19 protein-coding genes, 4 tRNA genes and 1 riboswitch are annotated in these 26,033 nt (G+C 47.6%); of the genes, 18 read left to right on the forward strand and 5 right to left on the reverse strand.

Annotated features, from left to right (window positions below; genetic code table 11):
- Nucleotides 1-18 precede the first annotated feature (18 nt).
- On the reverse strand, nt 19-420 hold the full coding sequence (locus GZ78_RS23160; RefSeq protein WP_034841657.1) for a hypothetical protein: 402 nt from the start codon (nt 418-420) through the stop codon (nt 19-21).
- Nucleotides 421-649: 229 nt separating this feature from the next.
- On the reverse strand, nt 650-1,861 hold the full coding sequence (locus GZ78_RS23165; protein ID WP_152558912.1) for a hypothetical protein: 1,212 nt from the start codon (nt 1,859-1,861) through the stop codon (nt 650-652).
- Between the two features lie 356 nt (nt 1,862-2,217).
- On the opposite strand from GZ78_RS23165, the gene GZ78_RS23170 reads away from it, so the two are divergent.
- The 4 genes from GZ78_RS23170 to GZ78_RS23185 all read left to right on the forward strand — a co-directional run bounded on the left by GZ78_RS23170 (nt 2,218) and on the right by GZ78_RS23185 (nt 11,036).
- Nucleotides 2,218-2,559, forward strand: coding sequence for a metallophosphoesterase family protein (locus GZ78_RS23170; RefSeq protein ID WP_152558913.1), 342 nt, complete (start codon nt 2,218-2,220; stop codon nt 2,557-2,559).
- Entirely contained in the window at nt 2,556-3,224 is a 669-nt protein-coding gene (locus GZ78_RS23175) for a phosphohydrolase (RefSeq protein WP_034841663.1), read from the forward strand. Before GZ78_RS23170 ends, GZ78_RS23175 begins: the two co-directional genes overlap by 4 nt.
- A 190-nt stretch (nt 3,225-3,414) precedes the next feature.
- Nucleotides 3,415-3,519: riboswitch (TPP riboswitch) on the forward strand.
- 125 nt (nt 3,520-3,644) lie between these two features.
- A complete protein-coding gene (thiC, locus tag GZ78_RS23180) occupies nt 3,645-5,372 on the forward strand; it encodes a phosphomethylpyrimidine synthase ThiC (protein WP_034842070.1) in 1,728 nt (575 codons plus the stop codon).
- 123 nt (nt 5,373-5,495) lie between these two features.
- Nucleotides 5,496-11,036 (forward strand): DUF2608 domain-containing protein, encoded by a 5,541-nt coding sequence (locus tag GZ78_RS23185; RefSeq protein ID WP_034841666.1) that lies wholly within the window; start codon nt 5,496-5,498, stop codon nt 11,034-11,036.
- A gap of 10 nt (nt 11,037-11,046) precedes the next feature.
- Here the strand turns inward: GZ78_RS23185 and GZ78_RS23190 are convergent, their stop codons facing one another.
- From GZ78_RS23190 to GZ78_RS23200, 3 genes are all read right to left on the reverse strand, one after another.
- A complete protein-coding gene (locus GZ78_RS23190) occupies nt 11,047-12,099 on the reverse strand; it encodes a pyridoxal phosphate-dependent aminotransferase (protein ID WP_034841669.1) in 1,053 nt (350 codons plus the stop codon).
- A gap of 341 nt (nt 12,100-12,440) precedes the next feature.
- On the reverse strand, nt 12,441-12,686 hold the full coding sequence (locus GZ78_RS29680) for a hypothetical protein (protein ID WP_161787477.1): 246 nt from the start codon (nt 12,684-12,686) through the stop codon (nt 12,441-12,443).
- Between the two features lie 294 nt (nt 12,687-12,980).
- Complete coding sequence (locus GZ78_RS23200; RefSeq protein ID WP_034831824.1) at nt 12,981-14,318, reverse strand: IS1380 family transposase; 1,338 nt, start codon at nt 14,316-14,318, stop codon at nt 12,981-12,983.
- Between the two features lie 235 nt (nt 14,319-14,553).
- On the opposite strand from GZ78_RS23200, the gene birA reads away from it, so the two are divergent.
- The 14 genes from birA to rpoB all read left to right on the forward strand — a co-directional run bounded on the left by birA (nt 14,554) and on the right by rpoB (nt 26,000).
- Nucleotides 14,554-15,558, forward strand: coding sequence for a bifunctional biotin--[acetyl-CoA-carboxylase] ligase/biotin operon repressor BirA (gene birA / locus GZ78_RS23205; RefSeq protein WP_081870011.1), 1,005 nt, complete (start codon nt 14,554-14,556; stop codon nt 15,556-15,558).
- 8 nt (nt 15,559-15,566) lie between these two features.
- Nucleotides 15,567-16,307, forward strand: a complete 741-nt coding sequence (locus GZ78_RS23210) for a type III pantothenate kinase (RefSeq protein ID WP_161787478.1) — start codon at nt 15,567-15,569, stop codon at nt 16,305-16,307.
- Nucleotides 16,308-16,538: 231 nt separating this feature from the next.
- A complete protein-coding gene (locus GZ78_RS23215) occupies nt 16,539-17,237 on the forward strand; it encodes an SPOR domain-containing protein (protein WP_051786485.1) in 699 nt (232 codons plus the stop codon).
- 108 nt (nt 17,238-17,345) lie between these two features.
- Nucleotides 17,346-17,429: transfer RNA gene (locus GZ78_RS23220), tRNA-Tyr, on the forward strand.
- A gap of 67 nt (nt 17,430-17,496) precedes the next feature.
- Nucleotides 17,497-17,570, forward strand: a tRNA-Gly gene (locus tag GZ78_RS23225).
- Between the two features lie 17 nt (nt 17,571-17,587).
- Nucleotides 17,588-17,663, forward strand: a tRNA-Thr gene (locus tag GZ78_RS23230).
- A gap of 146 nt (nt 17,664-17,809) precedes the next feature.
- Nucleotides 17,810-17,885: transfer RNA gene (locus GZ78_RS23235), tRNA-Trp, on the forward strand.
- A 61-nt stretch (nt 17,886-17,946) separates the two neighbouring features.
- Nucleotides 17,947-18,318 (forward strand): preprotein translocase subunit SecE, encoded by a 372-nt coding sequence (secE, locus tag GZ78_RS23240; protein WP_034841674.1) that lies wholly within the window; start codon nt 17,947-17,949, stop codon nt 18,316-18,318.
- Between the two features lie 9 nt (nt 18,319-18,327).
- Nucleotides 18,328-18,861, forward strand: a complete 534-nt coding sequence (nusG, locus tag GZ78_RS23245) for a transcription termination/antitermination protein NusG (RefSeq protein WP_034841676.1) — start codon at nt 18,328-18,330, stop codon at nt 18,859-18,861.
- 155 nt (nt 18,862-19,016) lie between these two features.
- Nucleotides 19,017-19,451, forward strand: a complete 435-nt coding sequence (gene rplK / locus GZ78_RS23250; RefSeq protein WP_034841678.1) for a 50S ribosomal protein L11 — start codon at nt 19,017-19,019, stop codon at nt 19,449-19,451.
- Nucleotides 19,451-20,146: a 50S ribosomal protein L1 gene (gene rplA, locus GZ78_RS23255; RefSeq protein ID WP_034841681.1), complete on the forward strand. Its 696-nt coding sequence runs from the start codon at nt 19,451-19,453 to the stop codon at nt 20,144-20,146. The genes rplK and rplA overlap by 1 nt, the downstream gene beginning before the upstream one ends.
- A 346-nt stretch (nt 20,147-20,492) precedes the next feature.
- Nucleotides 20,493-21,023 (forward strand): 50S ribosomal protein L10, encoded by a 531-nt coding sequence (rplJ, locus tag GZ78_RS23260; protein WP_034841684.1) that lies wholly within the window; start codon nt 20,493-20,495, stop codon nt 21,021-21,023.
- 114 nt (nt 21,024-21,137) lie between these two features.
- Nucleotides 21,138-21,515: a 50S ribosomal protein L7/L12 gene (gene rplL / locus GZ78_RS23265; RefSeq protein ID WP_034841686.1), complete on the forward strand. Its 378-nt coding sequence runs from the start codon at nt 21,138-21,140 to the stop codon at nt 21,513-21,515.
- A 408-nt stretch (nt 21,516-21,923) separates the two neighbouring features.
- Nucleotides 21,924-26,000: a DNA-directed RNA polymerase subunit beta gene (gene rpoB / locus GZ78_RS23270; protein WP_034841688.1), complete on the forward strand. Its 4,077-nt coding sequence runs from the start codon at nt 21,924-21,926 to the stop codon at nt 25,998-26,000.
- Nucleotides 26,001-26,033: the final 33 nt, after the last annotated feature.

Raw genomic sequence — 26,033 nt, forward strand, 5'->3', positions numbered from 1 at the left:
TGGTGCATAAGCATAGGTTTACGGGGTGCAGGCATGGTTCATATTCACAAGGGTTAGACAACAGAATGAGTATAGATAGGTCTGTATCCCTTGTGGGGCATGGAGCATCAAAAGGTTTTCAAAGTTTGAACGTAAACCGCCGCGCCCAGTCATTTTTTTATGCGTGCAATTCAGGGAAATTTCACTAGCGTCAGGATTGTTCCAGACAGCCAGTGTTGCGGCTATCCGAATCAGGTTGGTCTCTGCTTTCAGAGCAATGTCATAATCAGAGCGTTGTTGCTGATATTGCAAGTCTGTATTGAGTGTGGATTGCTTCAGGTCACTTGCCAGAATGGTACTGGTAATGCTTTTACCTTCACCTGAAGCGGCACCCGTCAACAGAAACAGGCTACAGGGTTCGAGTCCCGGAAGGCCCATCATACAAAAGCCCGAAACGTCCGTATTTTAAGCGCTTCGGGCCTTTTCGTGTCTGGGTGTCATAAGGGTGTCACAGCACCAAAAAAGGGTGTTGGTGTCACAAAATTCCGACTTGAGTGATACAAGCCGCTTTTTAGCTTTAGAATGAGAAACACTTTTACCCTCATACAGGGTGCTGAAAGCCTCTCTTCTTACTTTTCTTCTGTGTTACTCCTGGCCGCGCCTTTAGAAGTTAGAAAAGCTGTTTTGCAATCTTCAAAGCGCCACCCAGAGCATCGGGCTTTTTCTTGATTTTCAAAGGTTCGAGAGAAGATTTTTCATCGGGAGACAAATCATCCCACAGTGGCTCGGCCATACTGCCCTGGATAACAAAAGGGACATTCCCCATGCCGGCTTCAGCAATATCGTCAAACCTTCTGAGAAAATCATACTTGGCTTTATTCCAGGCATACTCGACACAGAAATCAGGGCTGGATTCCGGATTCGTTCTGTAGTCATTCATTTCTTTGGCTCTGGCGGCGTATTTTTTATTGTTCTGAACCTGAACCATGGAGAAGAACGCTCGTTGTTCCACGTCAGATTTTCCACTTTGCATCTGTTGGGCAAAGAAGAAGGGAATTGCTCTGGGAAAAAGTTGAAATTCTTTCTGGCCGATGTAAATAGACTTTTTATGGAAAAGCTTAATTTTGTTACTGCTGAAAAGGGTGATTTCGTCCATACAGTCATCGTAGTCATGCGTAAAGCGAGCAGCTGAAGGTTTGTCGGAAGAGGGGGCTGAAAATCCACTGATTTGCTTATCTGGCTGTTCTGCAGCCCGTCCACGAATGACATGCCCTGTGCCAATAATAATGACAATGCCTTGTTTTTTAAACACATCGTGCCAGACAGTTTCGGCATCGGACACCACTACTGCTTTTTGCAGCCTGCGATCTTTCGCAAGCTCTTCCAGAAAGGTTCGTATACTCACCAGATCCTCTGAGCCAGACATGCCCAGAACAGCGGAGTAACAGATTGAGTCAGTGGGCAGAGTTCCTTTTACTGCTAATTGATTAAGGCTGTCATCAATCAAATGCTGGGTATCTCTGGCCACTATTTCAGGTGCAATGACGATCTTGCCGTTGGCTTCAGCCACTAAATCGACTTTCAGTGTAGGGATATAGTGACCTAAAGAAGTGCTTTCAGCCCGTACCCGGATAGTGCTGGCACCACCGTCTACACCTATTCGAACATGGATGTTGCAGTGTTTATCGTTGTTGCCCGGTGGCGTATAAATATACCAGGGAGAGATCATTCCTTTCCTGACTTCCAAAGCATCAGAAAACTCGTCAGCAAAAGAGGTGCTTGAACTCAGGGACAGTGTGATCGCAAAGCCCCAGAAAACATTGAACAGCCATGAGCGAATGAAATGAATGATTGCCTTTCTTGGGAGCGAAAAAATTTTCACGGTAAACTCATGGAACAGCATGTTTGTAACAGCACTTCGTTGAAAAACCCACGCAGAAGGATAGTTCAATAATTTTTTAAGCTGAAAATAATTAGGGTCATGATGACAGGAGGAGTTTTCGCGATGTTTTTTTTGACCACCCAGGGCAACAGGAAGGCTTTATATAGTTCACGATATAGTTCACGGTCGAGACAGAGCCGGCTAATCTGATTTGTCTGGATACGTTGGATGACCGCAAGCGTAGCGGTATTTTATGTGAACAAAGGCTTGCATGGCTGAAAAGTGAACTGAACGCTTCAAGTAAGCCGGTTTGTCTGTTTATGTACCACCCTCCCTTTGAAGCTGGGCTGGCAAGTATGGACCGAGACAATCTGATAAATGCCTCAACATTCTGGTCAGTCATTCATCCCTACAAAGATAAGGTCAGGCATCTGTTTTTTGGGCACTTGCACCGCTCTGTGTCAGGTAGCTACCAGGGTATTAGTTTTTCATGTCCACCTTCTCTGGTGCACCAGACTCCTTTTGATTTTGATAACCCCAAGCCCGGCTATGTTTCGCCAGAACCGCCGGTTTATAATCTGGTGGAGCTGCATTCCGACAGGGTAGTTGTACACGCCCATAATTTTCTGCATGATTCTCCCGCTATTAACAGCAGAACCTCTCAACGCTACCAAAAGCCTGTGGATCCTGACTCATGAACTTTAATGAACCTGCACTTCTGAAACACTGGGAAGAACGTTTTGTCGAATTCCTGAAAGACCGGGATTCTGATGATGCGTCGCATGATGTTTCCCATTTTCAGCGGGTCTGGAAAACAGCTCAACAACTAATCGATGAAGGTGAGTTTGATATTAACCGGCTGGTGGTTCTGGCTGCCTGTTACTTCCACGATATTATTGTGCTGCCTAAAAATCACCCGGAACGTTCAAAGGCTTCTGCTCTGGCGGCTGAAGAAACAGAGATTTGCTTAAACTCTCTGCAGTTTCCTGTCGAGTTGATCAATGCAGTATGTCATGCCGTTAAAACGCACAGTTATTCTGCCAATATTACTCCTGAGACTCTGGAAGCTGAAGTTGTTCAGGATGCAGACAGGATGGAAGCCTTGGGAGCCATCGGAATTGCCCGGTGTTTTTATACGGGCGGAAAATTAGGGCAGAAACTGTTTGATCCGGAAGATCCCATGGGGAAAAATCGGGAGTTGAACGATCGTCAGTATTCTCTGGATCATTTTGAAATCAAGTTGTTACAGATTCAAAAAACGATGAAGACAGAGCCCGGTCGTAAAATGGCCGCCCGCCATAGTGACTTTTTGCAATCGTTCAGAATTCAGTTGTGCAGGGAGCTTTCTGGCGATTACAGCTGAATAAACCAGAGCTTGGCTATGCCTTTCTACTGTTAACCTTTGAGAAATCTACTTATACCCATCGCCTTTCAAGATGCTACGTTGTTGCCAGCGTTCGCTCACCCTGATCACTTACTACTCGTAGGCTCACAGGGCTTCGCTCACTTGTCGCCTAGTAGCATCTTGAAATCCAATGGGTATATACTTTCCGGCAATCTTGTCGGAGCGCCATGTGCTGAGACCGAAATGATGTTTATCGGAATCCGTAGAACCTGATCAGGCTAAAACCTGCGAAGGGAACAAGAAGATCCATTTTGGGAGTGAGTAGAGCTGCTTTCTGTTCACTTCCAAAGGTCTTTCCATTTTGAAAGACCGGGTCTGGCCAATCCGGCAAGCCATATCGAAACAGTCATGAACTTGAATCGAAGGACACTGAAAACGATGGCTTGCGAAAACAACACGTCTGATTTTGACCGGCAATTGCTGATTGATGCCTGTAGTCCCTTTCCTAACTCTCAAAAAACCTATGTAACAGGCAGTCGTGAAGACATTCGTGTCGGCATGAGAGAGGTTCATCTGCACGATACACCTGAACGATTTGGTGGCGGCAGGAATGAACCGGTTCGGATTTATGATACGTCTGGCAGTTACACAGAGACAGGTGTTCCCCATGATTTGAATCAGGGGCTGCCTGGTTTACGCTCAAAATGGATCGAAGAAAGAGCGGACACCGAGCTGCTTGATGGTCGTTCATCAGAATTTGCACGTTCCCGTCAGTTTGACCTGCGCCTGGAAGACATTCGTTTTAAAGCTCTGAGAACACCTCGCAGAGCTAAGACTGGTCAAAATGTCTCCCAGCTTTATTACGCCAGACAGGGGATTGTTACTCCGGAAATGGAGTACATTGCGCTTCGTGAGAATATGGGGTGTTCCGAAGGTTCACACATCACACCTGAGTTCGTCAGAAAAGAAGTCGCCGAAGGCCGAGCCATTATCCCAGCCAATATTAATCACCCTGAGTCTGAACCCATGATTATTGGGCGCAACTTTCTGGTGAAAATCAATGCCAATATTGGTAACTCGGCGGTGACTTCTTCCATTGAAGAAGAAGTCGAAAAGATGCTCTGGTCTGTTCGTTGGGGTGGCGATACCGTGATGGACTTATCCACAGGCAAGAATATCCATGAAACCCGTGAGTGGATGATCCGAAACTCTCCAGTGCCCATTGGAACTGTACCTATTTATCAGGCTCTGGAAAAAGTTAAGGGCAAGGTGAAAGATCTGAGCTGGGAGGTCATGAAAGACACGATTATTGAGCAGGCTGAGCAGGGTGTGGATTACATGACGATCCATGCCGGGGTTCTCAGGGAGCATGTTGCCAAAACCAAAAACAGAGTGACAGGCATTGTTTCTCGAGGTGGAGGCATTCTTGGGCAATGGGCAGAAATGCACGATGCCGAGAACTTTCTCTATGACAATTTCCGGGAGCTGTGCGAGGTGTGTCAGGCATACGATATCAGCCTTTCATTGGGAGATGGTCTGCGTCCGGGGTCTATTGCCGATGCCAATGATGAAGCGCAGTTTGGCGAATTGAAAACCCTTGGGGAGCTCACAAAAATTGCCTGGGAATACGATGTTCAGGTCATGATCGAAGGGCCTGGTCATGTGCCCATGCATCTCATCAAAGAAAATATGGAGATGCAGCTGGAGCATTGCCATGAAGCGCCTTTTTATACACTGGGGCCTTTAACCACGGATGTAGCACCGGGTTATGACCATATTACTTCGGGTATCGGTGCCGCCATGATGGGTTGGTATGGTTGCGCCATGCTTTGTTATGTAACACCTAAAGAGCATTTGGGTTTACCCAATCGTGATGATGTAAAAGCGGGGCTGATCGCTTATAAAATTGCCGCTCATGCTGCTGATCTGGCCAAAGGTCATCCTAATGCTCAGGTTCGGGATAATGCCCTGTCCAAGGCTCGCTTTGAATTTCGTTGGCTGGACCAGTTCAATCTGGCGCTGGATCCGGATACCGCCAAAGCCTATCACGATGAGACTTTGCCGCAGGATGGCGCCAAGGACTCAGAGTTCTGCTCAATGTGTGGTCCTGATTTCTGCCCAATGCGTATGACCCAGGACGTGCGTGAACTGGAAGAAACCGCCTGAAAATAAACGCCGGGAGTCAACTCATGGCCTGACTCCCTTTAACCTGTCTAAGAAATGGCGGATCGACTCATTGCTATTCTGGAGGAAAGTTAGCATTGCTGTCCCACTGACAAGGAGGTCATAGTGGTTCCATTTTCTCCTCAATCATTCCTCGATTTCTATCAATCGCATGAAGGCGTTGAAGGCCAGTACCCCATCCTTGAAGAAGGGCGGTTATCGTCAGAGAAAGTTGGCTGGGTTAAGGGGCCATCTGAAAAGTACAATGCTTTTTGCCGCTCTGTAAAAATATTTTATGAGCGAGAAAATGAACTCATGGACAAGCCTGAGCTGGTGGGTGTCAGCCGAGAGGTCAGATCAGCTATAGGAGATGTTAAAACTCCGCTCCACAAAAGAGATGTTTCGATCACTGATCCAGGCAACCCAAAAAAGGCCAGTGAGTGGAATAATGAATTTGTGACCGTAAACCAGGCCAGTTTAACGGTATTGCATGAGGCTGAGGTCGAGCTGGTTCAGCTGATATTGAGCAAGGCCCCGCAGGAAAAAATTAAGTTAGCGGTTGAAAATCTCATTTCAAAATTTTGTCTGACCACTAAAACAAGGGACAGAGGTGACTGGGAGTCTCATTTACGGGACTTTATGGAGCTGGAAAAGCAGGATATCAGGATTCAGGTGGCTGTTCACCTTGATCCAGAAGGAAAGAAACCGGGAGTTGGGGTTGATCGAAGTAAGCCCGGAGAGCCTAAAAAGAGCAGGGCAGTCTATTCCGATCATCTTAAAGGCTTTGATGATCAACTTAAATCTCTTGATCGTGCCATAGATGATTTCAAGGCAAACCCGCCAAGAGAAGTTGAATATACACGGCAAGACAGAATAAAAGCCCGCCATAGTGCTGCCTTTGAAAAAGTCATGCAGTCACAATGGAGGGGTGGTCTTGAAGCCAGAGATATCCGTCTGGCACAAAAAGACGATGTTTTTGCCGAAGAGTCGGTACAAGTGATTCTGGGGGAAGTGGACGGTGATGTTAATTATCACTTAGGCCTGGCCGCTGATTTCCTGAAAGCCAGAAAAAATCCTCAGGTTATGCCAGAGATTGCACCCTTCGAAGTAGGTCCACAAAAAGTACCTGTCCCTCCTCAACATAGAGCAGAATCACCACTGCCTCCTCCTATGCACCAGCTGGAGACACTTGGGGCTGTTGCTCAGGAGCCAGGTGTAACAGAAGAAATGAAAAGGGCATTTCAGGTCTTCCTGCGTTCAGGACATAACTTTGGTGAAAGTACCGTTGATGATATTCAGCTGGCCTTCAACACTGGACTTTTAAACGAAGACTTTATGGCAGCAGCCAACAGAGGTACTAATAAAAAAGAACAGTTTGAGTTAATGAACAGGATGTTAGGTGAGTTCAAAGGCGGTATGCACAGGGATGCTTTTTCCTTTGAGCATGAAGCAACATCACTCGAAAAAAGACCATCATTTCCTGTTGTCACTGCACCACCGCCTGTTCTGAAACGTCAGAATTCAGAAGAAAACCGACTGAGAGCCTTCGAAGCCTATGGCAACTCTTACTATGGCTCTGAGCTAAAAGACGATCCATTGAGCATGGATGATTTCAGGAGAGCTCAAGAGGCTGGATTTCTGAATCCACAGTTTGTTCAACTGGCTCTGGGAGCGTGGAGTTTCGAACAGGATATAGCCTTTGCTACTTTCCATACGGAAATATTGGGACTCAGGGAAAACGCACAACAGCCACAAAAAGCGGTGGTTGATACTAAACGACTGTCTCCAAATACGCCTCCGGAACTCAGAGAGAAACTGATCAACGAAGCCTGTCATCTATTTGTGGGTATTCTGGGTGATCGCCAGTATGGTTTGACCTTTGAAGACATGAAAAAAGCCTGTCGAGACAAAGTAATGACCGATGCAATGGTCAACGCTTGTCTGGATAACATGAAGTTTGATGATCCTCAGCTGAATGCACTGGGTCGTGAGCTTCATGAAGCGAAATTCCCTTATAAGGTCAGAACCAAGGATGATGATTTTGGCGAGTTTCAGTCTGCTTCAGTCTCTGCCAAGGGCTCTATGCCTGATCCTGATGACCTGCCTCCGCCTGTATTTGCCAATATGGAGGAGTTAATACAGAACCTGAGAAGGCCTTCTCCTGAGTCTTATAACTACAGGGATGAATGGGATGATGATAACTGGCAAATGAGCTTGAACTCGTTAAACGGAGGACTTTCGGCTCTTCGTCAGGAAGACTTGTTGGAATATAGAGAGCCAGAACCTGTTCTACCATCTGTAGCAACCCCGTTAGCGACTCCTCAGCAACAAGTGACAGCTACAGCTGAACAGTTAGAAGCTTTCAGAAAAGCCAAGTCATTCAACAAAGATATAAAGGATACCGACCTGGCTGCGGCGGTTCATGTTTTAAATACCGATCAACGTCTGGCGAATGGGGTTTTGACGCCAGGTGGTAAGCGGCAAGATTTCCTTCGTGAATTTTCAGGAGCCATTGTTATTCAAGCTAAAAAAGGTCTTCCAACAACAGGTGGAGCGGTTGCAGTTCAGCAAACCGTAACGACACCTCCTCCTATTCCTCCCAGGCAACCTGTGGCTCCTCCTGTGGTAGCCAGACCGCTGGAACCTTCTCCAGTGCAGTCGCTGAGAATGGATCAGCTGTTGATGAGTATGGGGATGGACGACACCCCTCAGGTTCAACAACAGTTCTTGAGGATGAAAGCCCAGTGGGATCGTGTTCAGTCATCCCGCCAGCAACCTGATCGTGTTGTCAGCGAGAAGTTTAACAAGCATGCGGTAAAAGCAGGCTCCTTTGAGGTAGCTGAACAGGATCTGGAAGGTCAGCATCAACAGTTGCTTGCAGGTATGCAAAGGGAGATGGAGCCGGATTTGTATCTCCAGATTAAGACAGAAATGGAGCGTGCTCATAACTGTTCCAGAATCAAGCTTGAATACCAGTTCGGGCGAATTAATAAGGACGAAGCCAAGAGACAGATATCAGAGAGAAGCTTTGCTGTTGAGCGAGAGGATCATCTTAAAGAGCTGGATAGACTGACGCCTTATAAGCAGACCCTTATTTCTGCCGAAGAAGAAGCTGAGTTTGAACTTCTCAATAATGTTGTCACTGAAATGTATAAAAGACAGGCTGCAGGTAACTCCAACTGTCAGGGCTTTGCCAACTCTCTTGAGCATTTTGCCAGAGGCAGGGGGTATAACCAGGTTCAGGCAGTTTCAGTCGCTGTAGAGCTTCCATTTGATACCAGTCAAACGACGCCTATTGTGGGTTGGGTTCAGGTCGATGGTATTGAGGAAAAGCATTATCACCACGAATTTCAGAATCGTGTGGGAGAGTTTTTCGAAGCCATCAAAAAAGGACAGCAAAGACGACCAGGTGCAGCCAAAAGGCCGTTAGCTCAGGCTTTTGACAGTGACCGCTATGTTGTATTGAAGTCAGGTACTGGGGGGGGGGCTGGACATTACACTTTCGTACAAAGGCTTAAGTCATCCGGACGCTTTATTGTACTGGATGCTCAAAACAGACAGATGTTCCCTGTTCTTAACCCTGATGGAACACCGACTGACGAAGCCAAGGCGTTCTTCAACAATGTGTCGGTTCAGGCATACTCACCCGAATATGTCCGTGACGAAAATTACGACCTTGAGATCAAGGGGGCCAACCTTTGTCTGGCCAGTGATCGAAACTATAGTCACCTGCTAGGCATATTTAACCATCTGGATAAGGTGCCTAAACAGTATCAGGGAAGTATCGAAGATGCGGCAGACTGGTTGTCCAGGAGTGTGGGGCAGGCGCCGGTTAGAGCTGAAATCATCAAAGGTCTGGAAAGAGCTCCGGGTCGTGACCTCTGGCCTTCTCTATGGGATGGAACCTACCAGCTGAAAAGACCCAGTGAAGTTGAACCTCTGAAGAGAAGGTTTGATGCCTTCGATCCGAAGAAGGGACAGGAGTGGTGCCGATTCTTGATAAAGAATATGGGGCATTTTACTCCACAACAGAGAAGTAGCCGCCGAATGGCTTTTGAGACGTTCCAGCGACTCAGGGCAGGCAACACAGAGATTGATCAGGCTATGAAAGATGTACAGGAAACCAACTTTAATGCTGCGTTTCCAACAGAGCGGGAGTGGAACCAGTTTTGTGGCCCTGAAGTCGATATGAGAGTGCAGGGTAATATCGATAGAGCTGAACAGCGGGTTATCAATGCCCAGCCGATCCGTAATCCGGGCGCAATGAAGCAGCTCATGGATCATTTATGGCAGCTGTCTCCACGGGCATCCGAAAGCCGGAGACAGGCTGCTGAAGAGCTGGTTCAGATTCGACCTGACCTCCAGTTGAATCCTGTTGAAGTGGAAGCGGATTTATCAAGATGTTTCTCTGAAGGTGGTTGGGACTTCCTCTGGGGTGGATTGAACCTGAAGCGCAGTCAGCTGATCTCGCTGCAGATGAGAATGGACTGGGCACAAGTCTCCAGACCCGAAGAAATGAAAGCACTAATGGATGAAATGTTGAAGACTTCTGATCGTGCTGCCAATAATCTAAGGCTGGCCTCGCAAGAGCTGGCTCAAATTCGACCTGATTTAAAGCTCTCTTCAACTGAAATCGAACGAAACTTGAGAAAAGCCTTCCCGGGTGATGACTGGAAAATTCAAAACCGGGCTCTCAGAGGCAGGGCAAATGAAGTTAAAGATGACATCAAGCTGAATCTGATGGGTCGTGGACGTCAGGTTATGACCTGGGGCCAGAATGTACAGGTACCAACGGTTCAGGCAGCTGTCGTTCCACCTGTTGAAGTCAAAGCTCCGGAAGAGGTGCAGGCTGTGCCAGAACCTGTAGTAGTGCGTGCATCAAGAAGACTTGAGAGAGCGCAGAATATCAGGGAAGTGCTGGCTCACATCAAACCTGGTGAACCCGTTGTCGTCTGTTTTGACTTGGATGAAACCCTCATCGCTAAAGATGTAGTGGCTGGTGGTCGTCATGAGAGGCGTGTGGTAAACCCTGATACAGCTAAAATTATTCAGGATATCCGAGCCAAGGCTGGCCCGGGTAATGCCAAAATTATTCTGCTGACCGCCAATGAAGAAGATTCTCTGAGAGCAAAGCTGGAGCAAACAAAACTCGACAGAAATCTGTTTGATGATGCGATTACTGTCAAAGTCCAGACGGGGCCATGGAAAACCAAGGGTCAGGGCTTGCATCACTACCTCGACAAATCCCGGCATCCAGCTCAGCACATCGTCATGGTGGATGACGTGCGAGGTATGCTGGAGTCTGTTGAGAAGGCAGCTGACCAACGAGACATACCTTATACAACATTCCACTTCTACGGCGCTAAACCGATGGTCTACAGAGTGGATTTTGCTGCCAACAAAGAAACGTTTATGTCTGAAGATGGACGAGGTCCTGATATCAGCTTTGAGCGATTCATTGAGTTGCAGCAGTTGTCCGATGACAATGGTTGGAGTTCTGATCAGTTGAAAGCGATCTATATAAACGAGTCCCGTTTAATGAGGGACAAGTTTGATGGACTGAGAGCGTTCAGCCAGGACTATGAATGGCGGAACTATAAACTCCCCAGAGACTATCAGCCTCCCCGGAATTTGGGGAGACCCGTCATTGGTTTCGAGGAGCTATAGGCTCTGATCATCAGATGATCTGGGACAAGGTTCGGATAAGATTTTCGGTCTGAGCCTTATTCCCCAGATTAATTCTTAACCCCACTCTGCCACTCTCATCAGCTTTTGGTCGAATCAGAATGTGGTGAGCCCGAAGGTGCTTTTCGATCTCATTCGGGTTGTCCGGGAACGTCCAGATAAAGTTGGCGACACTGGGCCAATAATCAATGCCTTTCTCGTTCAGAAAAGCTTCAAGCAGGGGTTTGGAGACTTCCATCACTTCTTTTACATACCGCTCGGTGTAACCAGGGTTTGAAAGCGCTGCATCTATAGCAACTACAGCCAGCTGATTGATGTCATAAGGGCCACGCACATTTAACAGTGCTCGTATATTTTCTGCATGGCTGATGACATAACCTAAACGAACTGAAGGCAAACCCCAGGTTTTTGAGAAGGTTCGGGTGATCAGCAGGTTTGGATGCTGGTCAACGGCATCAGCAACGGTCTTCCTTGTGTATTCGAAGTAACATTCATCCACCAAAATAGCGGCATCAGGGGCTGCTGCTGCAATCTCCAGAATATCTTCCCTTGGAGCTATGGTACCGCTAGGATTGTTTGGGTTGGAAATGACAATCAGCCGGGTTTTATCAGAAAGGGCGTCCAATACCTTCTGCTTGGGAAACCCTGTTTCTTTTGAAAAAGACGGTTCAATGATCTTCAGGTTTTCTACTTTGGCAACCTGGCTGTACATAGCGAAGGATGGACCAGGAATAATCGCTTCTTCTCCTTCACGACAGGTTGAGCGGATAATCATCTCAATGCCTTGATCGGAGCCATTGGTAATCATGACCTGCTCTGGGTCAACATCGCAGTATTCAGCAATCTTGGCTGTTATGTTCCCGTAGGATGGATAGCACTGAAGTCGATCGTCCTGGATAAAGTCAATCATGGCCTGTTTTACAGAAGGGCAGACAGGCAAGGTTCGCTCATTAAAGTCCAGTAGCAAATGATCATGAGGATCCCGCCCTTCCAGAGGGGGTTTATAAGCTCCCATTTGGGCAATGTGGGATTTAATAATACTCATGACAAATGTTCCTGCTTGCTTTTTATGAGTCCAACAGACTCTTAGTGTTGATTAGCAGTGGCAGTATATGCAGAGCATGGAGGGCAAGCCAAGCAGAATCAGTGATGTAAGGCAACGATATTCAGGTTGTTCGAGGTTCGACCAGAATATCATTGCTGTTTTTCAGGGATGAAGTCTGTCCGACTGACGTCTAAAGTTCATCGCCACCGACTGACGCAGTAGGTATTGTAAGGAACACTCTTGAATACCGGATGCATGCCGGTGAGGCCGGTAATATACCAGATGCCACTAGCATTCAGGCCGAAAGGGCTTATGGCTATGAGCGGGACTTCTTCATTGTCTTATATGCCACTGCTTTTGGTATCAGAGACGGTAATGGCCCTGCCAGAATCTTCAAAGCGACCGAACAGTTCGTGTTTCGGTATCAAAAGCGTGTATTGATCAATATCCTTCTGGCTGACGGCACGTCCTGAAGTATAATAGCGGCTGGTCTTTGCTGCAGATGTAATCAGTTCGCAGGTTCTGACTTGAAGCAGGCCTACCGTTGCTGAAGGAGTTTTTAACGGTTCTCTCAGGAGTGATTCCATTGAGTTTCTGGTTACCGAAGAAGCTGCTTTTTTATATAACTGAATAGGACAGCCATAGAAAGCTTTTTGAACATTACATCATCCTGAATCAGTGAGTTCTTAATTAATCTCGAGAAAATCGTGTAATTTAAGCTCCAACCTTACCGCAAATCACTTTATTACTACTTTGATCAGGAAATAACAGAACAATCCAGCAAAGACCCCAGCTGTTTTTGTCATTATTTTGAAATTCAGGCGATGCATCACCTACCAAGACCTGGCATTCATTTCAGAAAGACAGAATAATATTGATGGCTAACAAAGCATTTTTTCTGGATAAAGCCCCATAAACACCTGGAGTGCCGGGCTATATCGGCCAAATCGTAGTATTTTGCGACGGCCTGCCTCCAAAAAGCGGGCAGCCTGATAAATCAACTCCTGCATGACGGTTTTTATTCTTCTCCTTGCTGCCTGATGACGAACAGGTGACTGCGGCCCCAGCAAACAAGATTGCCCCATGTAACGCAGCATATTATAAGTTAATGCGCCCAGACACATTACTAAATCATTAGTATCGAACTTTCCAGAAGGAAGCCTTTCCAGATCCATATCGGTTTTTAATTCACTGTGAAATTGCTCACTGGTGGCGTGATTCTCATACAGCAGAATAACGTCGTTATCGCTGTATTCTTCTTCATTCAATGTTGTCCACCAACCTTCCAGCTCGTAGTCTGGAGTTAGAAACATCTGACCAACGGCATCTGACGTTCGTCTGACCATTTTGATAATCAGTCGCTGATGACCATAGTGAGCTTCATGGTTAATAGTCAAAGTCGCATAGTGCTTACCTGCTCGTAGCTCATGCCACTCTACCTTCGCTGCTTCAAACTTAGGTAGCCAGGCCTTGGAGGTGTACTGTTGGCGAGGATTCAATTTAATTATGTGGTCAACGTTAGCATGTTGAGCAACGGCCATGCGGGTATCTTCAGCATCGTGAGCACTATCGAGCCGAAGCAATATCGGCTGTTGCGTTATACGACGTACTCTCTGTAAAACGGCACCCAGGAATGGGATGAAATCATTTTGCGAGTGTTGCGAACCTGGTCGCAACTCACACCCCATGCACCAGCCTTCTTGCCCAAGGTAAGCCATAATGGGGGAGTAGCCGAAAAAGTGTTTATATGTCCAACTCACTCCTTCTTTCTTGGAGTTGCTATTGTCTTGAGGCGTGACATCCATATCTAATGGTATATGCTGTTGGCGATCAAGTTCTTTTGGAAGTGGTGTAAGCGGAGCATCAAGTTCTATAAGCAACTCAGCAAGACTTTCCTCAATCAGCGGAATAAGCTGGGTAGCATCTTCATTAAAGCGCTGGCGCAATCGACTGGCAGATGGCATCTGTTTTATTCCCATGCATTGCTGGAACCAATCGTCATGGCGAAGGGTGTCAATGGCGTCAAAGTCATTTTTGCCGAGGGCCAGCAAGCCAACATAAGCACGCACTAAATCAATATTGGCGATTCCATGTCGCTTCTTAATCTTACGGAGTGATTTTTTGAGGGATGTTTTTTTATTGAGGGCGTGACCAATAAAGGCAAGGCCAGCAAATGGTGTATAGAATTCCGTATCAGACTGCTCAAAATGGAGTTCCACAAAAATTCACCTATTCAGTGAAAAAACGAGTAGGTCGTATTTTAGCCTACACCCCTTTCGGTGGATGGCTTTAAGGCTTTTTTATTGCTGATGAAGTCACGGATTCAGGATCATTACCGCGTTGTGCATGAATTTGTCCTGATATGACCCTATAAAATAGTCGGGGTTCTCAATTTACGGTGATCTAAAGAAGGCCAGGTATGGGAAATGGGCCTGAATGATTTGAGCAGAGGGTATGAAGCGCATATCATTTGCCTCAATCGTTGTGGGGTGGTTGATGGATAAATTACTGGGTTTGTTAGCCGACGGGCAGTTTCATTCTGGTGAAGAGTTGGGTGAGCATCTGGGTGTCAGTAGGGCCGCTGTCTGGAAAAAACTGAAAACCCTTGAAGAACTCGGTTTGGCACTCGACTCTGTAAGAGGTAAAGGCTATCGGCTGGGCAGTGGTATAGAGCTCCTTGATAGTGTAAAGGTTCAGTCTTATCTGGATGCAGACGTTGATAGTAAAGTAGACGTTCATACCTGCTTTATTACGGAGTCAACCAATGACCTGGTGCGTGCTCAGGGGGCAGCTTCTGGTGGTGTAACTCGCTTTTGTCTGGCAGAGCACCAAACCAGTGGGCGAGGGAGAAGAGGTCGTATCTGGGCAAGTCCTTTTGGTTCAACCGTCAGCCTTTCTGCGTTATGGCAGAATGGTGAAGGTACCGCTTCCCTGGAAGGGCTGAGTCTTGCTGTGGGTTTGGCCGTTGTTAAAGCACTGGAAACTCTGGGAGCCAGAGATCTGAAACTCAAATGGCCCAACGATGTTCTCTGGCAAGGAAAAAAACTCTGCGGTGTGTTGCTCGAGGTTTATGGTGATCCCACTGGTGAGTGTGAGGTGGTGATCGGAATGGGCATAAATGTTCGTTTAAGTGAGGAACAGCTGAAATCCATTGGCCAGCCTGCTGTCGATCTTTTCAGAGTATGCGACAAGTCTGTGAGCCGAAATGCTGTAGCTGGACAATTAATCAATACTTTAACCCATTTGCTGGATGGTTTTGGCCAGGGCGGATTCAGGCTATTCAGGGAACAGTGGTGTGAATATGATGCTTTTCGTGGCAAAGAGGTAACGTTGATGGCCTCGACTCGTTCGGTGACTGGCCGCTGTATGGGTGTGGATGAGCAGGGGGGACTTTTGCTTGAGACCAGCTCTGGCATACATGTTTTTAATGGTGGAGAGGTATCGTTACGTCAATCATGAATGAGTCCATGGATAAGCAATTGCAACTGGACGCGGGTAATACCCGGTTGAAATGGCGTCTGATGGCAGGAGGAGTCTCCGTTAAATCCGGCTTTATTAATAATGATGCCGATTGGCAGATTATCCTTTCCCTGCTTTTCGAAGAGCTGGGTCCTATCCATGCTGTCGCTATATCAACAGTATCTGGAAATGCCCGTTTGGGGCAGTTGTTACGTATTTTGTCTGAGGCCACAGGGTTAGAGCCGTTCATTGCACAAACTCAGAAAAGTTATGCCGGTTTAACCGTGGTCTACAAAGAAGTAGAAAGGCTGGGTGTAGACCGGTGGTTGGCTATGCTGGCCGCGCATGATTATTCTCCAGAAGATAGCAAAGTGGTGGTCAGCTGTGGAACCGCCATGACTGTTGATGTGATTGATAATATGGGAAACCATCAGGGGGGCTTTATTGTTCCGGGAATCCGATTGATGAAAAAAGCCCTGGCGGTCAATACGGCGAATCTGGACAATATTGAGCATCCGGCAGAAGCTACTGCTTTAGGAACCGTTACTTCCGAGTGTATTAATCATGGTGTATTGGCTATGGCTGTCTCTCTGATTAATGAAACCTGTCTTAAATGGCCAGGATCACGCCTCTTATTAACAGGGGGGGATGCATCACTGGTGCAGACCTATATAAAGGAAGAAATAGAACAGGTTCTGATTGAAGAGCTGGTTCTGGATGGACTCTCGATCGCCTCTGACGGACAATAACAACTATGAACGAAAGAGACGGTTTTGCACATCAATGAGTGCTAAACCTCTCTATCAATCATTCCAGCTTCTGAAAGTAGCAAATTTATCGATCACGTAAACCAGAGTTTGGCCTGTCAAATAACAACAATATAATAAGGGCGGGCTTGGTGTTATTCACTGCAGGTGATCTTCCAGATTCATCATTAATGGAAAGTCATACAATATGACTTTTAAAATTCGGTTTTTAGTATGCGCTGGATCTTTCTAGTACTTCTGTTTGCCAATGCCGGCTATTTTGTCTGGGGCTATTATCATCAGTCACATAAGCCCTACCGGACAGTGAAAGCTATTTCTGAAGTGCCTGTTCAAGCAGGTAAAAGATTGATGTTGTTGTCAGAAATGTCGACAGCTCCATCCAGGCAGACCGCTGCAAAAAAAAATCAAAAGCAAACCCCTGAAGCTCAGTGCCTGGTGGTGGGACCCTTTGAATCTTCCACGAAGGCAGATCAGTTACAGCAAAAACTGTTTTCGCTTGGCGTTTCCAGTAGAGAGCGTTCTGATAATGAAGTGGTTTTGGCTGATTATTGGGTGCATATCTCGCCAAGAAGTAATCGTCAGGCAGCAATAAGGTTATTAAGAGAGTTGCAGGGACAGGGTATAGACAGTTTCGTGATCACTCAGGGTGAGTTAGCAAATGGCATATCACTGGGGTTGTTCAGCAAAGAGGCTTCGGCAAATGAAGTCAGTCGTCGTGTGCAGGAAGCCGGATATGAGCCGTCTATTAAAAAATTGCCCAGGGAGCCTGAAACATTCTGGTTGGAAATGGCCGATTCAGAAGCAGACAAACTGAGTGCTGATTTTTGGGAGAAACAGGCCGACGAATACAATGATTTGAAAATGCTGGAAAAAAACTGCAAAAGCGTTGCATCCGGCGATTCGATTCACTAATATACGCCTGCGCTTCGGGGGCAGCAAAACAAAGCAAGCTTCCTGCTCAGCCAGTAGGAATAACAAGCTTGACATTGTTAAGCTCCTGAATAAAATAGCGCAGCACTTGGTGGGGTTCCCGAGCGGCCAAAGGGATCAGACTGTAAATCTGACGCGAAAGCTTCGCTGGTTCGAATCCAGCCCCCACCACCAGTTTCCTAAGTCTTCTTTCTTGTAAGTTGGCTTGAGAAGTGGGCATGCATGATGCAGCTCCTGCTTTGCGGGTATAGTTCAATGGTAGAACCTCAGCCTTCCAAGCTGATGATGCGGGTTCGATCCCCGCTACCCGCTCCAGTAAATTCTGATTAAGTGCTCTTGTAGCTCAGTTGGTAGAGCGCACCCTTGGTAAGGGTGAGGTCGGCAGTTCAAATCTGCTCAAGAGCTCCAGATAAAAAGGGAGGCTTGTCTTCCCTTGTTTTTTTTGCCTCTTAAAAGAGGTTTAAAAAGAATAAGACTTTTCAGCTTGATCAGGGTCGATTATAATTGATCGTTCCTTGTATCGGGATGAGTGTCAAAAGACTGCTCAAAGATACAGGCCAGTAGTTCAATTGGTAGAGCACCGGTCTCCAAAACCGGGGGTTGGGGGTTCGATTCCCTCCTGGCCTGCCATTTCTAGATTTGTGTCAGCTTAGTTTCTGGCAAAGCTTTTCCGAATAGAGATAGTCAACTGATGAGTGGAAAACCTGAAGTAGCACCTAAAGGACGCATGGATGGGCTTGTTTGGGCTCTAGTGGCGGTTCTGCTGGCTGCTGGTGTCGGTGGGAATGTGTACTTTGGTGAGTACTCTGTTCTCTATAGGGCGTTGGCTTTGGTGGCTCTGGCTGTAATAGCTGGATTTGTTGCGCTTCAAACTGTTAAAGGTGAGGCTTTTTGGACGCTCGTCAAAGAAGCTAAGGTTGAAATTCGTAAGGTAGTCTGGCCGACTCGTCAGGAGACCATTCAAACCACACTTATTGTTGTGGCTGTGGTCGTGATTATGGGGCTCATTTTGTGGGCGCTTGATTCTCTGCTAGGCTGGATCATCAGTAGCCTGATTGGATAGGGATTAATAATGGCGAAACGTTGGTATGTGGTTCATGCCTACTCCGGCTATGAAAAGCAGGTGATGCGTTCGCTGATCGAGCGCGTAAAGCTTCATAGCATGGAAGATCTCTTTGGTGAGATTCTGGTTCCCACAGAAGAAGTGGTCGAGATTCGAAACGGCCAAAAGCGCAAAAGTGAGCGTAAGTTCTTTCCTGGATACGTGTTAGTCCAGATGGAAATGAACGAAGATAGCTGGCATCTTATTAAAGATACTCCTCGAGTGATGGGTTTTATTGGTGGCACGGCAGACAAGCCTGCTCCTATCACTGAAAAAGAGGCGGACGCTATATTGCAGCGTGTGCAGGAAGGTGTTGAAAAGCCTCGTCCTAAAACGTTGTTTGAGCCTGGTGAAATGGTTAGAGTCATTGATGGGCCGTTCGCGGACTTCAATGGTGTGGTGGAAGAAGTGAATTATGAAAAGAGTCGCTTGCATGTTGCGGTGATGATTTTTGGTCGCTCTACACCTGTTGAGCTGGAGTTTGTCCAGGTCGAAAAAGTCTGAGTTTAAAGGCTTTAAGAATTCAAGACCCTGTCCTGCGTAAGCGGTACAGGGTTTTTATCTGAAGGGCGAAAGTCCAGAATGGGTAGCTAGCACTGAAGGTTGTTAACGAAAGTTAATGAGCTTGGTTGAGGCGGTGACCCAATGTTGAGGTTGATATGGCTAAGAAAGTCGAAGCTTACATTAAACTGCAGGTTCCTGCAGGTAAAGCTAATCCTTCACCACCTGTTGGTCCTGCACTGGGTCAGCACGGCGTGAACATCATGGAGTTTTGTAAGGCGTTTAACGCTAAAACTCAAGAGATGGACGCGGGTATGCCAATTCCGGTAATTATTACCGTATACGGTGACCGTAGTTTCACTTTTGAAACCAAAACTCCGCCTGCATCTGTTCTGCTGAAGAAAGTTCTGAAGCTGAAGAAAGGTTCTGGCCGTCCTAACACTGAAAAAGTGGGCACTGCTACTCGCGAGCAGCTGCTGGAAGTTGCCAAGATCAAGGAACCTGATCTGACTGCAGCAGACGAAGATGCGGCCATCCGCACCATCGCTGGTTCTGCTCGTTCCATGGGTATCAACGTGGAGGGTGTAGAATAATGGCTAAGATGACTAAGCGCGCCAAAATGATTGCTGAGAAGGTTGTTGCTGAAAAAGCATACTCCTTCGAAGAAGCTGCAAGCGTCCTGAAAGAAGTATCCAGTGTCAAGTTCAAGGAATCTGTTGAGATTGCTGTGAACCTGGGTGTGGATCCTCGTAAATCCGATCAGGTTGTTCGTGGCTCTACTGTTCTGCCAGCTGGTACTGGTAATGACGTTCGCGTTGCTGTGTTTACACAGGGTGCTAACGCAGAAGCAGCTAAAGAAGCTGGTGCTGATATCATTGGTATGGATGACCTGGCTGCTCAGGTTAAAGCGGGCGAAATGAACTTTGACGTAGTTATCGCTTCTCCTGATGCGATGCGCGTTGTAGGTCAGCTGGGCCAGATTCTGGGTCCACGCGGCCTGATGCCTAACCCTAAGGTTGGTACTGTTACTCCAAATGTTGCTGAAGCAGTTAAAAATGCTAAAGCCGGTCAGGTGCGTTTCCGTACTGACAAGAACGGTATCATTCATGCAGGTATTGGCAAGATTGATTTTGAAGCGGGCTCTCTGCAAGAGAACGCTGAAGCACTGCTGGCTGAACTGAAGAAGCTGAAGCCTTCTTCCAGCAAGGGTGTTTACATGAAGAAGGTAACTCTGTCCTCTACTATGGGCCCGGGTCTGACCATCGACATGAGCTCCCTGAATATCTAATATTCGCGGCTTTTGCTGAAAGCAGTCTTGAGTTGATAAAGCTTGGGGCTGTTAAGTAGACAATGGAATGCTGCAGACCGGATGTCTGCAGGTATCCGAAAGACTTTGGGGTCTCCGGTTTTCGGAGACCGTCAAAGATCGTAGGTGTTGAGATCTGTGCCTGTTAAATCAGGGTTGGGCCAGGAGGCCTGACAAAAAGATCAATGCTTAATTTCCTGCGTAGACGGTGAGCAATAGGAAAAACTGATTCAGTATTTTGCTATTTGACCCTTCACCGTATTGTAAGTGCCCAACTAATCAGTGGCTGAATAGTTGGGTGTTAACTTCATAAATTGGAGTAAAGCCAATGGCGTTAGGACTCGAAGACAAGAAGGCGATTGTCGCCGAAGTCAGCGAGGCTGCACAAAGCGCTCTGTCGGCTGTAATCGCGGACTACCGTGGTCTCACGGTTGACCAGATGACTCAACTGCGTAAGCAGGCTCGTGATGGTGGCGTATACCTGAAGGTTGTACGTAACACCCTGGCCAAGCGCGCTGTTGAAGGTACTGATTTTGAGTGCCTGCAAGAGTCTCTGGTTGGTCCAACTGTGCTGGCTTTCTCTCAGGAAGACCCAGGCGCGGCAGCGCGTCTGATGAAGGACTTCGCTAAAGAGAATGATGCTCTGGAAGTTAAGGCTCTGTCCATCTCTGGACAGGTTCTGGGTGCAGAACAGATTGATGTTCTGGCCAAGATGCCTACTCTGGATCAGGCTCGCGCGATGCTGATGAGTGTAATGATTGCACCTGTAACCAAGCTTGCAAGAACTCTGAACGAGTTCCCTGCCAGCATTACACGTGTAGTGGCAGCTGTTGCCGACGAGAAGAAGAAAGCCGCATAAGCCCCTTGGCAGGCGAAGCCCTTAACCGGGTAAAAAAAGCCTGCTGGCTGGTTTTTCTTTCTTATTTAATGAATTCCGGGTTTATACCCAACAAAAGATTTTTGGAGACATACAATGGCTCTGTCTAAAGAAGATATCCTGAATGCAATCGCTGAAATGTCCGTAATGGACGTTGTTGAGCTGGTTGAAGCTATGGAAGAGAAGTTCGGCGTTACTGCTGCTGCTGCAGTTGCTGCTGCTCCTGCTGCTGCTGGCGACGCTGGCGCTGCTGCTGCTGAACAGACTGAATTCGACGTAGTTCTGACTTCTGCTGGCGACAAGAAAGTAAACGTAATCAAGGTTGTTCGCGCTGCGACTGGCCTGGGTCTGAAAGAAGCTAAGGCTGTTGTAGACGCTGCTCCTGCTCCCCTGAAAGAAGGCGTGAGCAAGGACGAAGCTGAAGAACTGAAGAAGCAGCTGGAAGAAGCTGGCGCTTCCGTAGAAGTTAAGTAATTCTACGACAGCGTTGAAATATCCAGAGCCTATTGCATAATAGACTCAGGTGGCTGGTGCCTTTATGGCACCGGCCTTTTTCCGTTGTATGAGCTATATCGTTCCATGCTGGATGGCTGTGATCGATAGCTCAGTAAATTGATGGAGTCACCCGGTTGAAACACAGGCTATATGTGTTCCTGCCGTAGTAGTAAACCTCCTTCAATCTGAGAAAGTTGCAGTGTCATTGGCAGGAAGTGGATGAAAGTATGACTTTCGTTCTGGACGCTAAAGCTCATGCAACGGTAACGGTTGAAATCACCGTTTTTTAATTGGGTATCAAAAGGGGGCCACCCGCCCTCAATAAACCTAGATGGCCAGACCAGACGGTCTGATGCCAGAACCAGGTGACCAAGCTGGGGAACGCTGATGGCATACTCGTATACAGAGAAAAAACGCATCCGCAAAGACTTCGGCAAATTGCCGCATGTCATGAATGTGCCCTATCTTCTGGCGATTCAGCTTGATTCATATCACAAGCTGCTGCAGTCCGGAAAAGAGCCGGCCGCACGTGAGGACATTGGTCTTCATGCTGCATTTAAATCCGTATTTCCAATTGTAAGTTATTCTGGAAATGCGGCACTGGAATACGTGAGCTACAGGCTCGGTAATCCAGCATTCAATGTCAAAGAATGTCAACTTCGTGGTGTGACTTACGCAGTGCCTCTGCGTGTTAAAGTGCGCCTGATCATTTATGACAAAGAATCGTCGAACAAAGCAATTAAGGATATTAAGGAGCAGGAAGTGTACATGGGCGAAATTCCGCTCATGACTGAGAATGGTACCTTTGTAATCAATGGTACTGAACGTGTAATCGTTTCTCAGCTTCACCGTTCTCCGGGTGTGTTCTTTGACCACGATCGTGGTAAGACTCACTCCTCAGGCAAGCTGCTGTACTCTGCCCGTGTAATTCCTTACCGTGGCTCATGGCTTGACTTCGAGTTTGATCCGAAGGACATGCTGTACGTACGTATCGACCGTCGTCGTAAGCTGCCTGCTACGATCCTTCTTCGTGCCCTGGGCATGAGTAATGAAGAGATCCTGAACTACTTCTTCGATACTGTTGACTTCGAAATCAGTGCTGACAGTGTAAGCACTGAATTCGCTCCTGAGCGTCTGCGTGGTGAAGCTGCAAGCTTTGACATTAAGGACGGTGAAGGCAATGTTCTGGTTGAGCAGGGTCGTCGTGTCACTGCACGTCACATCCGTCAGCTCCAGAAAGCCAGTATCGACCAGCTTGACGCTCCGATTGATTATATTTTCGGTAAGGTTCTGGGCAAGACCGTTATTCATTCTGCTACCGGTGAAATCATTGTTGAATGCAACACTGAAATTACTCCGGAAGTCTACGAAAAACTGATGGTTGCCGGGATCAAACAGATTGAAACTCTGTACACCAATGAGCTGGATTGCGGTTCATACATTTCCGATACCCTGCGTACTGACACTACTACGAATCGTCTGGAAGCACTGGTAGAAATCTACCGTATGATGCGTCCTGGTGAGCCACCTACTCAAGAAGCAGCAGAAACCTTGTTCGGTAATCTGTTCTTCTCTCCAGAGCGCTATGACCTCTCTGCAGTAGGTCGTATGAAGTTCAACCGTCGTCTGGGTCGGGAAGCTGACACTGGTTCTGGTGTTCTTGATAACTCCGACATTGTTGACGTTCTGAAGACACTGGTAGACATCCGTAACGGTAAAGGTATCTGTGACGATATCGACCACCTCGGTAACCGTCGTGTCCGTTCCGTTGGTGAGATGGCTGAAAACCAGTTCCGTGTAGGTCTGGTTCGTGTTGAACGTGCCGTTAAGGAGCGTTTGAGCCTGGCAGAATCTGAAGGCCTGATGCCTCAGGATCTGATTAATGCCAAACCTGTTGCAGCTGCTATCAAAGAATTCTTTGGTTCCAGTCAGTTGTCCCAGTTTATGGATCAGAACAATCCGCTGTCCGAGGTTACTCACAAGCGTCGTGTATCTGCGCTTGGCCCAGGCGGTCTGACCCGTGAACGTGCCGGTTTTGAAGTTCGAGATGTACACCCAACTCATTACGGTCGTGTATGTCCTATCGAAACGCCTGAAGGACCCAACATCGGTCTGATCAACTCTCTGGCGACCTATGCTCGTACTAACGATTACGGTTTCCTGGAGTCGCCATACCGCAAGGTAGTGGATGGTAAGGTCACAACTGAAATCGATTATCTGTCAGCCATCGAAGAAGGTGAGTATGTTATTGCTCAGGCTTCTGCCAAGATGGACAACAACAAGACCCTGACAGAAGAGCTGGTAAACGTACGTCACCGTAACGAATTTACCCTGATGGGGCCAGAAAAAGTCCAGTATATGGACGTATCCACCAAACAGGTGGTTTCTGTAGCGGCTTCTCTGATTCCATTCCTGGAGCACGATGACGCCAACCGTGCTTTGATGGGATCGAACATGCAGCGTCAGGCTGTTCCAACACTGCGTGCCGACAAGCCTCTGGTAGGTACCGGCATGGAGCGTAATGTAGCCTCTGACTCCGGTGTGTGTGTTGTTGCTCAACGTGGCGGTGTCATCGACACTGTAGACGCAGCCAAAATCGTTGTGCGTGTAAACAATGATGAACTGCAGCCTGGTGAAGCAGGTGTGGATATCTACAACCTGACTAAATACACTCGTTCTAACCAGAACACCTGTATCAATCAGCGCTCACTGGTACGTGCCGGTGAAACGATCGCCCGTGGCGATATTATGGCTGACGGTCCATCCGTTGATATGGGTGAGCTGGCTCTGGGTCAGAATATGCGCGTAGCGTTTATGCCCTGGAACGGATACAACTTTGAGGATTCCATCCTCATCTCCGAGCGTGTTGTACAGGAAGACCGCTTCACCACGATCCACATTCAGGAACTGACCTGTGTGGCGCGTGACACCAAGCTGGGATCAGAAGAAATTACTTCTGACATTCCTAACGTAGGTGAGTCCGCACTGAACAAGCTGGATGAAGCCGGTATTGTTTATGTAGGTGCTGAGGTTGGTGCTGGTGACATTCTGGTAGGCAAGGTAACCCCTAAGGGTGAAACCCAGCTGACACCAGAAGAGAAGCTGCTGCGTGCGATCTTTGGTGAGAAGGCTTCTGACGTTAAGGATACTTCTCTGCGCGTACCTACCTCTGTGAAGGGTACCGTAATCGACGTTCAGGTATTCACCCGTGACGGTGTTGAGAAAGACACCCGCGCCCAGGCCATCGAAAAGGCGGCTCTGGACGAATACCGTAAAGACTTGAACGAAGAGTTCCGTATTGTTGAAGAAGATACCTTCGATCGTCTGCGTGAAGCTCTCCGTGGTCAACCTGTTGATCGTGGTCCAGGTCTGAGCAAGGGCAATACGATCACTGACGAGCTCCTGAATGGTCTGGAACACGAGCAGTGGTTCCGTCTGTCCATGTCTGATGAAGCTCTGAATGAACAGCTTGATCTGGCTAGAGAACAGCTGAAAGAACGTCGTGCACAGCTCGACGAGCGCTTCGAAGACAAGAAGAAAAAGCTGCAAACCGGTGACGACATGGCGCCAGGCGTCTTGAAAATCGTCAAGGTTTATCTGGCTATCAAACGTCGTATCCAGCCGGGTGACAAGATGGCGGGACGTCACGGTAACAAGGGTGTTATCTCCATCATCATGCCTGTTGAAGACATGCCATACGATGAAGAAGGTAACCCGGTTGATATCGTACTGAACCCACTGGGTGTACCGTCTCGTATGAACGTTGGTCAGGTACTTGAAACTCACCTGGGTGCAGCAGCACGCGGTCTGGGTCATAAGATCAACCGCATGATCGAGTCTCAGAAGAAAGTCGCTGAAATCCGTGAATTCCTGGATCAGGTTTATAACGGTGTGGGTGGCGGTCGCGTTGAAGAGCTGGACAAGTTCTCTGATGAAGAAGTCATGGAACTGGCCAAGAATCTGCGTGGCGGTGTTCCTATGGCCACTTCTGTATTTGACGGTGCTAAAGAGTCTGAAGTGAAGGAACTGCTGCGTCTGGCTGATATCAGCGACACAGGTCAGGTAAGACTTCACGACGGTCGTACAGGCGACGCCTTTGACCGTCCAGTCACTGTTGGATACATGTACATGTTGAAGCTCAACCACTTGGTTGATGACAAGATGCACGCACGTTCAACGGGTTCTTACTCTCTGGTTACCCAGCAGCCGCTGGGTGGTAAAGCCCAGTTCGGTGGTCAGCGTTTCGGTGAGATGGAGGTATGGGCACTGGAAGCATATGGTGCCGCCTACACCCTGCAGGAAATGCTGACTGTTAAGTCTGATGATGTCGCTGGCCGAACCAAGATGTACAAGAACATCGTCGATGGTGATCATCGAATGGAAGCCGGGATGCCCGAATCCTTCAACGTATTGTTGAAAGAGATTCGTTCTCTGGGTATCGACATTGAGCTGGACACCGAATAACGAAAACGTGAGGTTTGATGGCCGGGTTGAATA

The sequence above is a fragment of the Endozoicomonas numazuensis genome (assembly GCF_000722635.1).
GTDB lineage: Bacteria > Pseudomonadota > Gammaproteobacteria > Pseudomonadales > Endozoicomonadaceae > Endozoicomonas_A > Endozoicomonas_A numazuensis.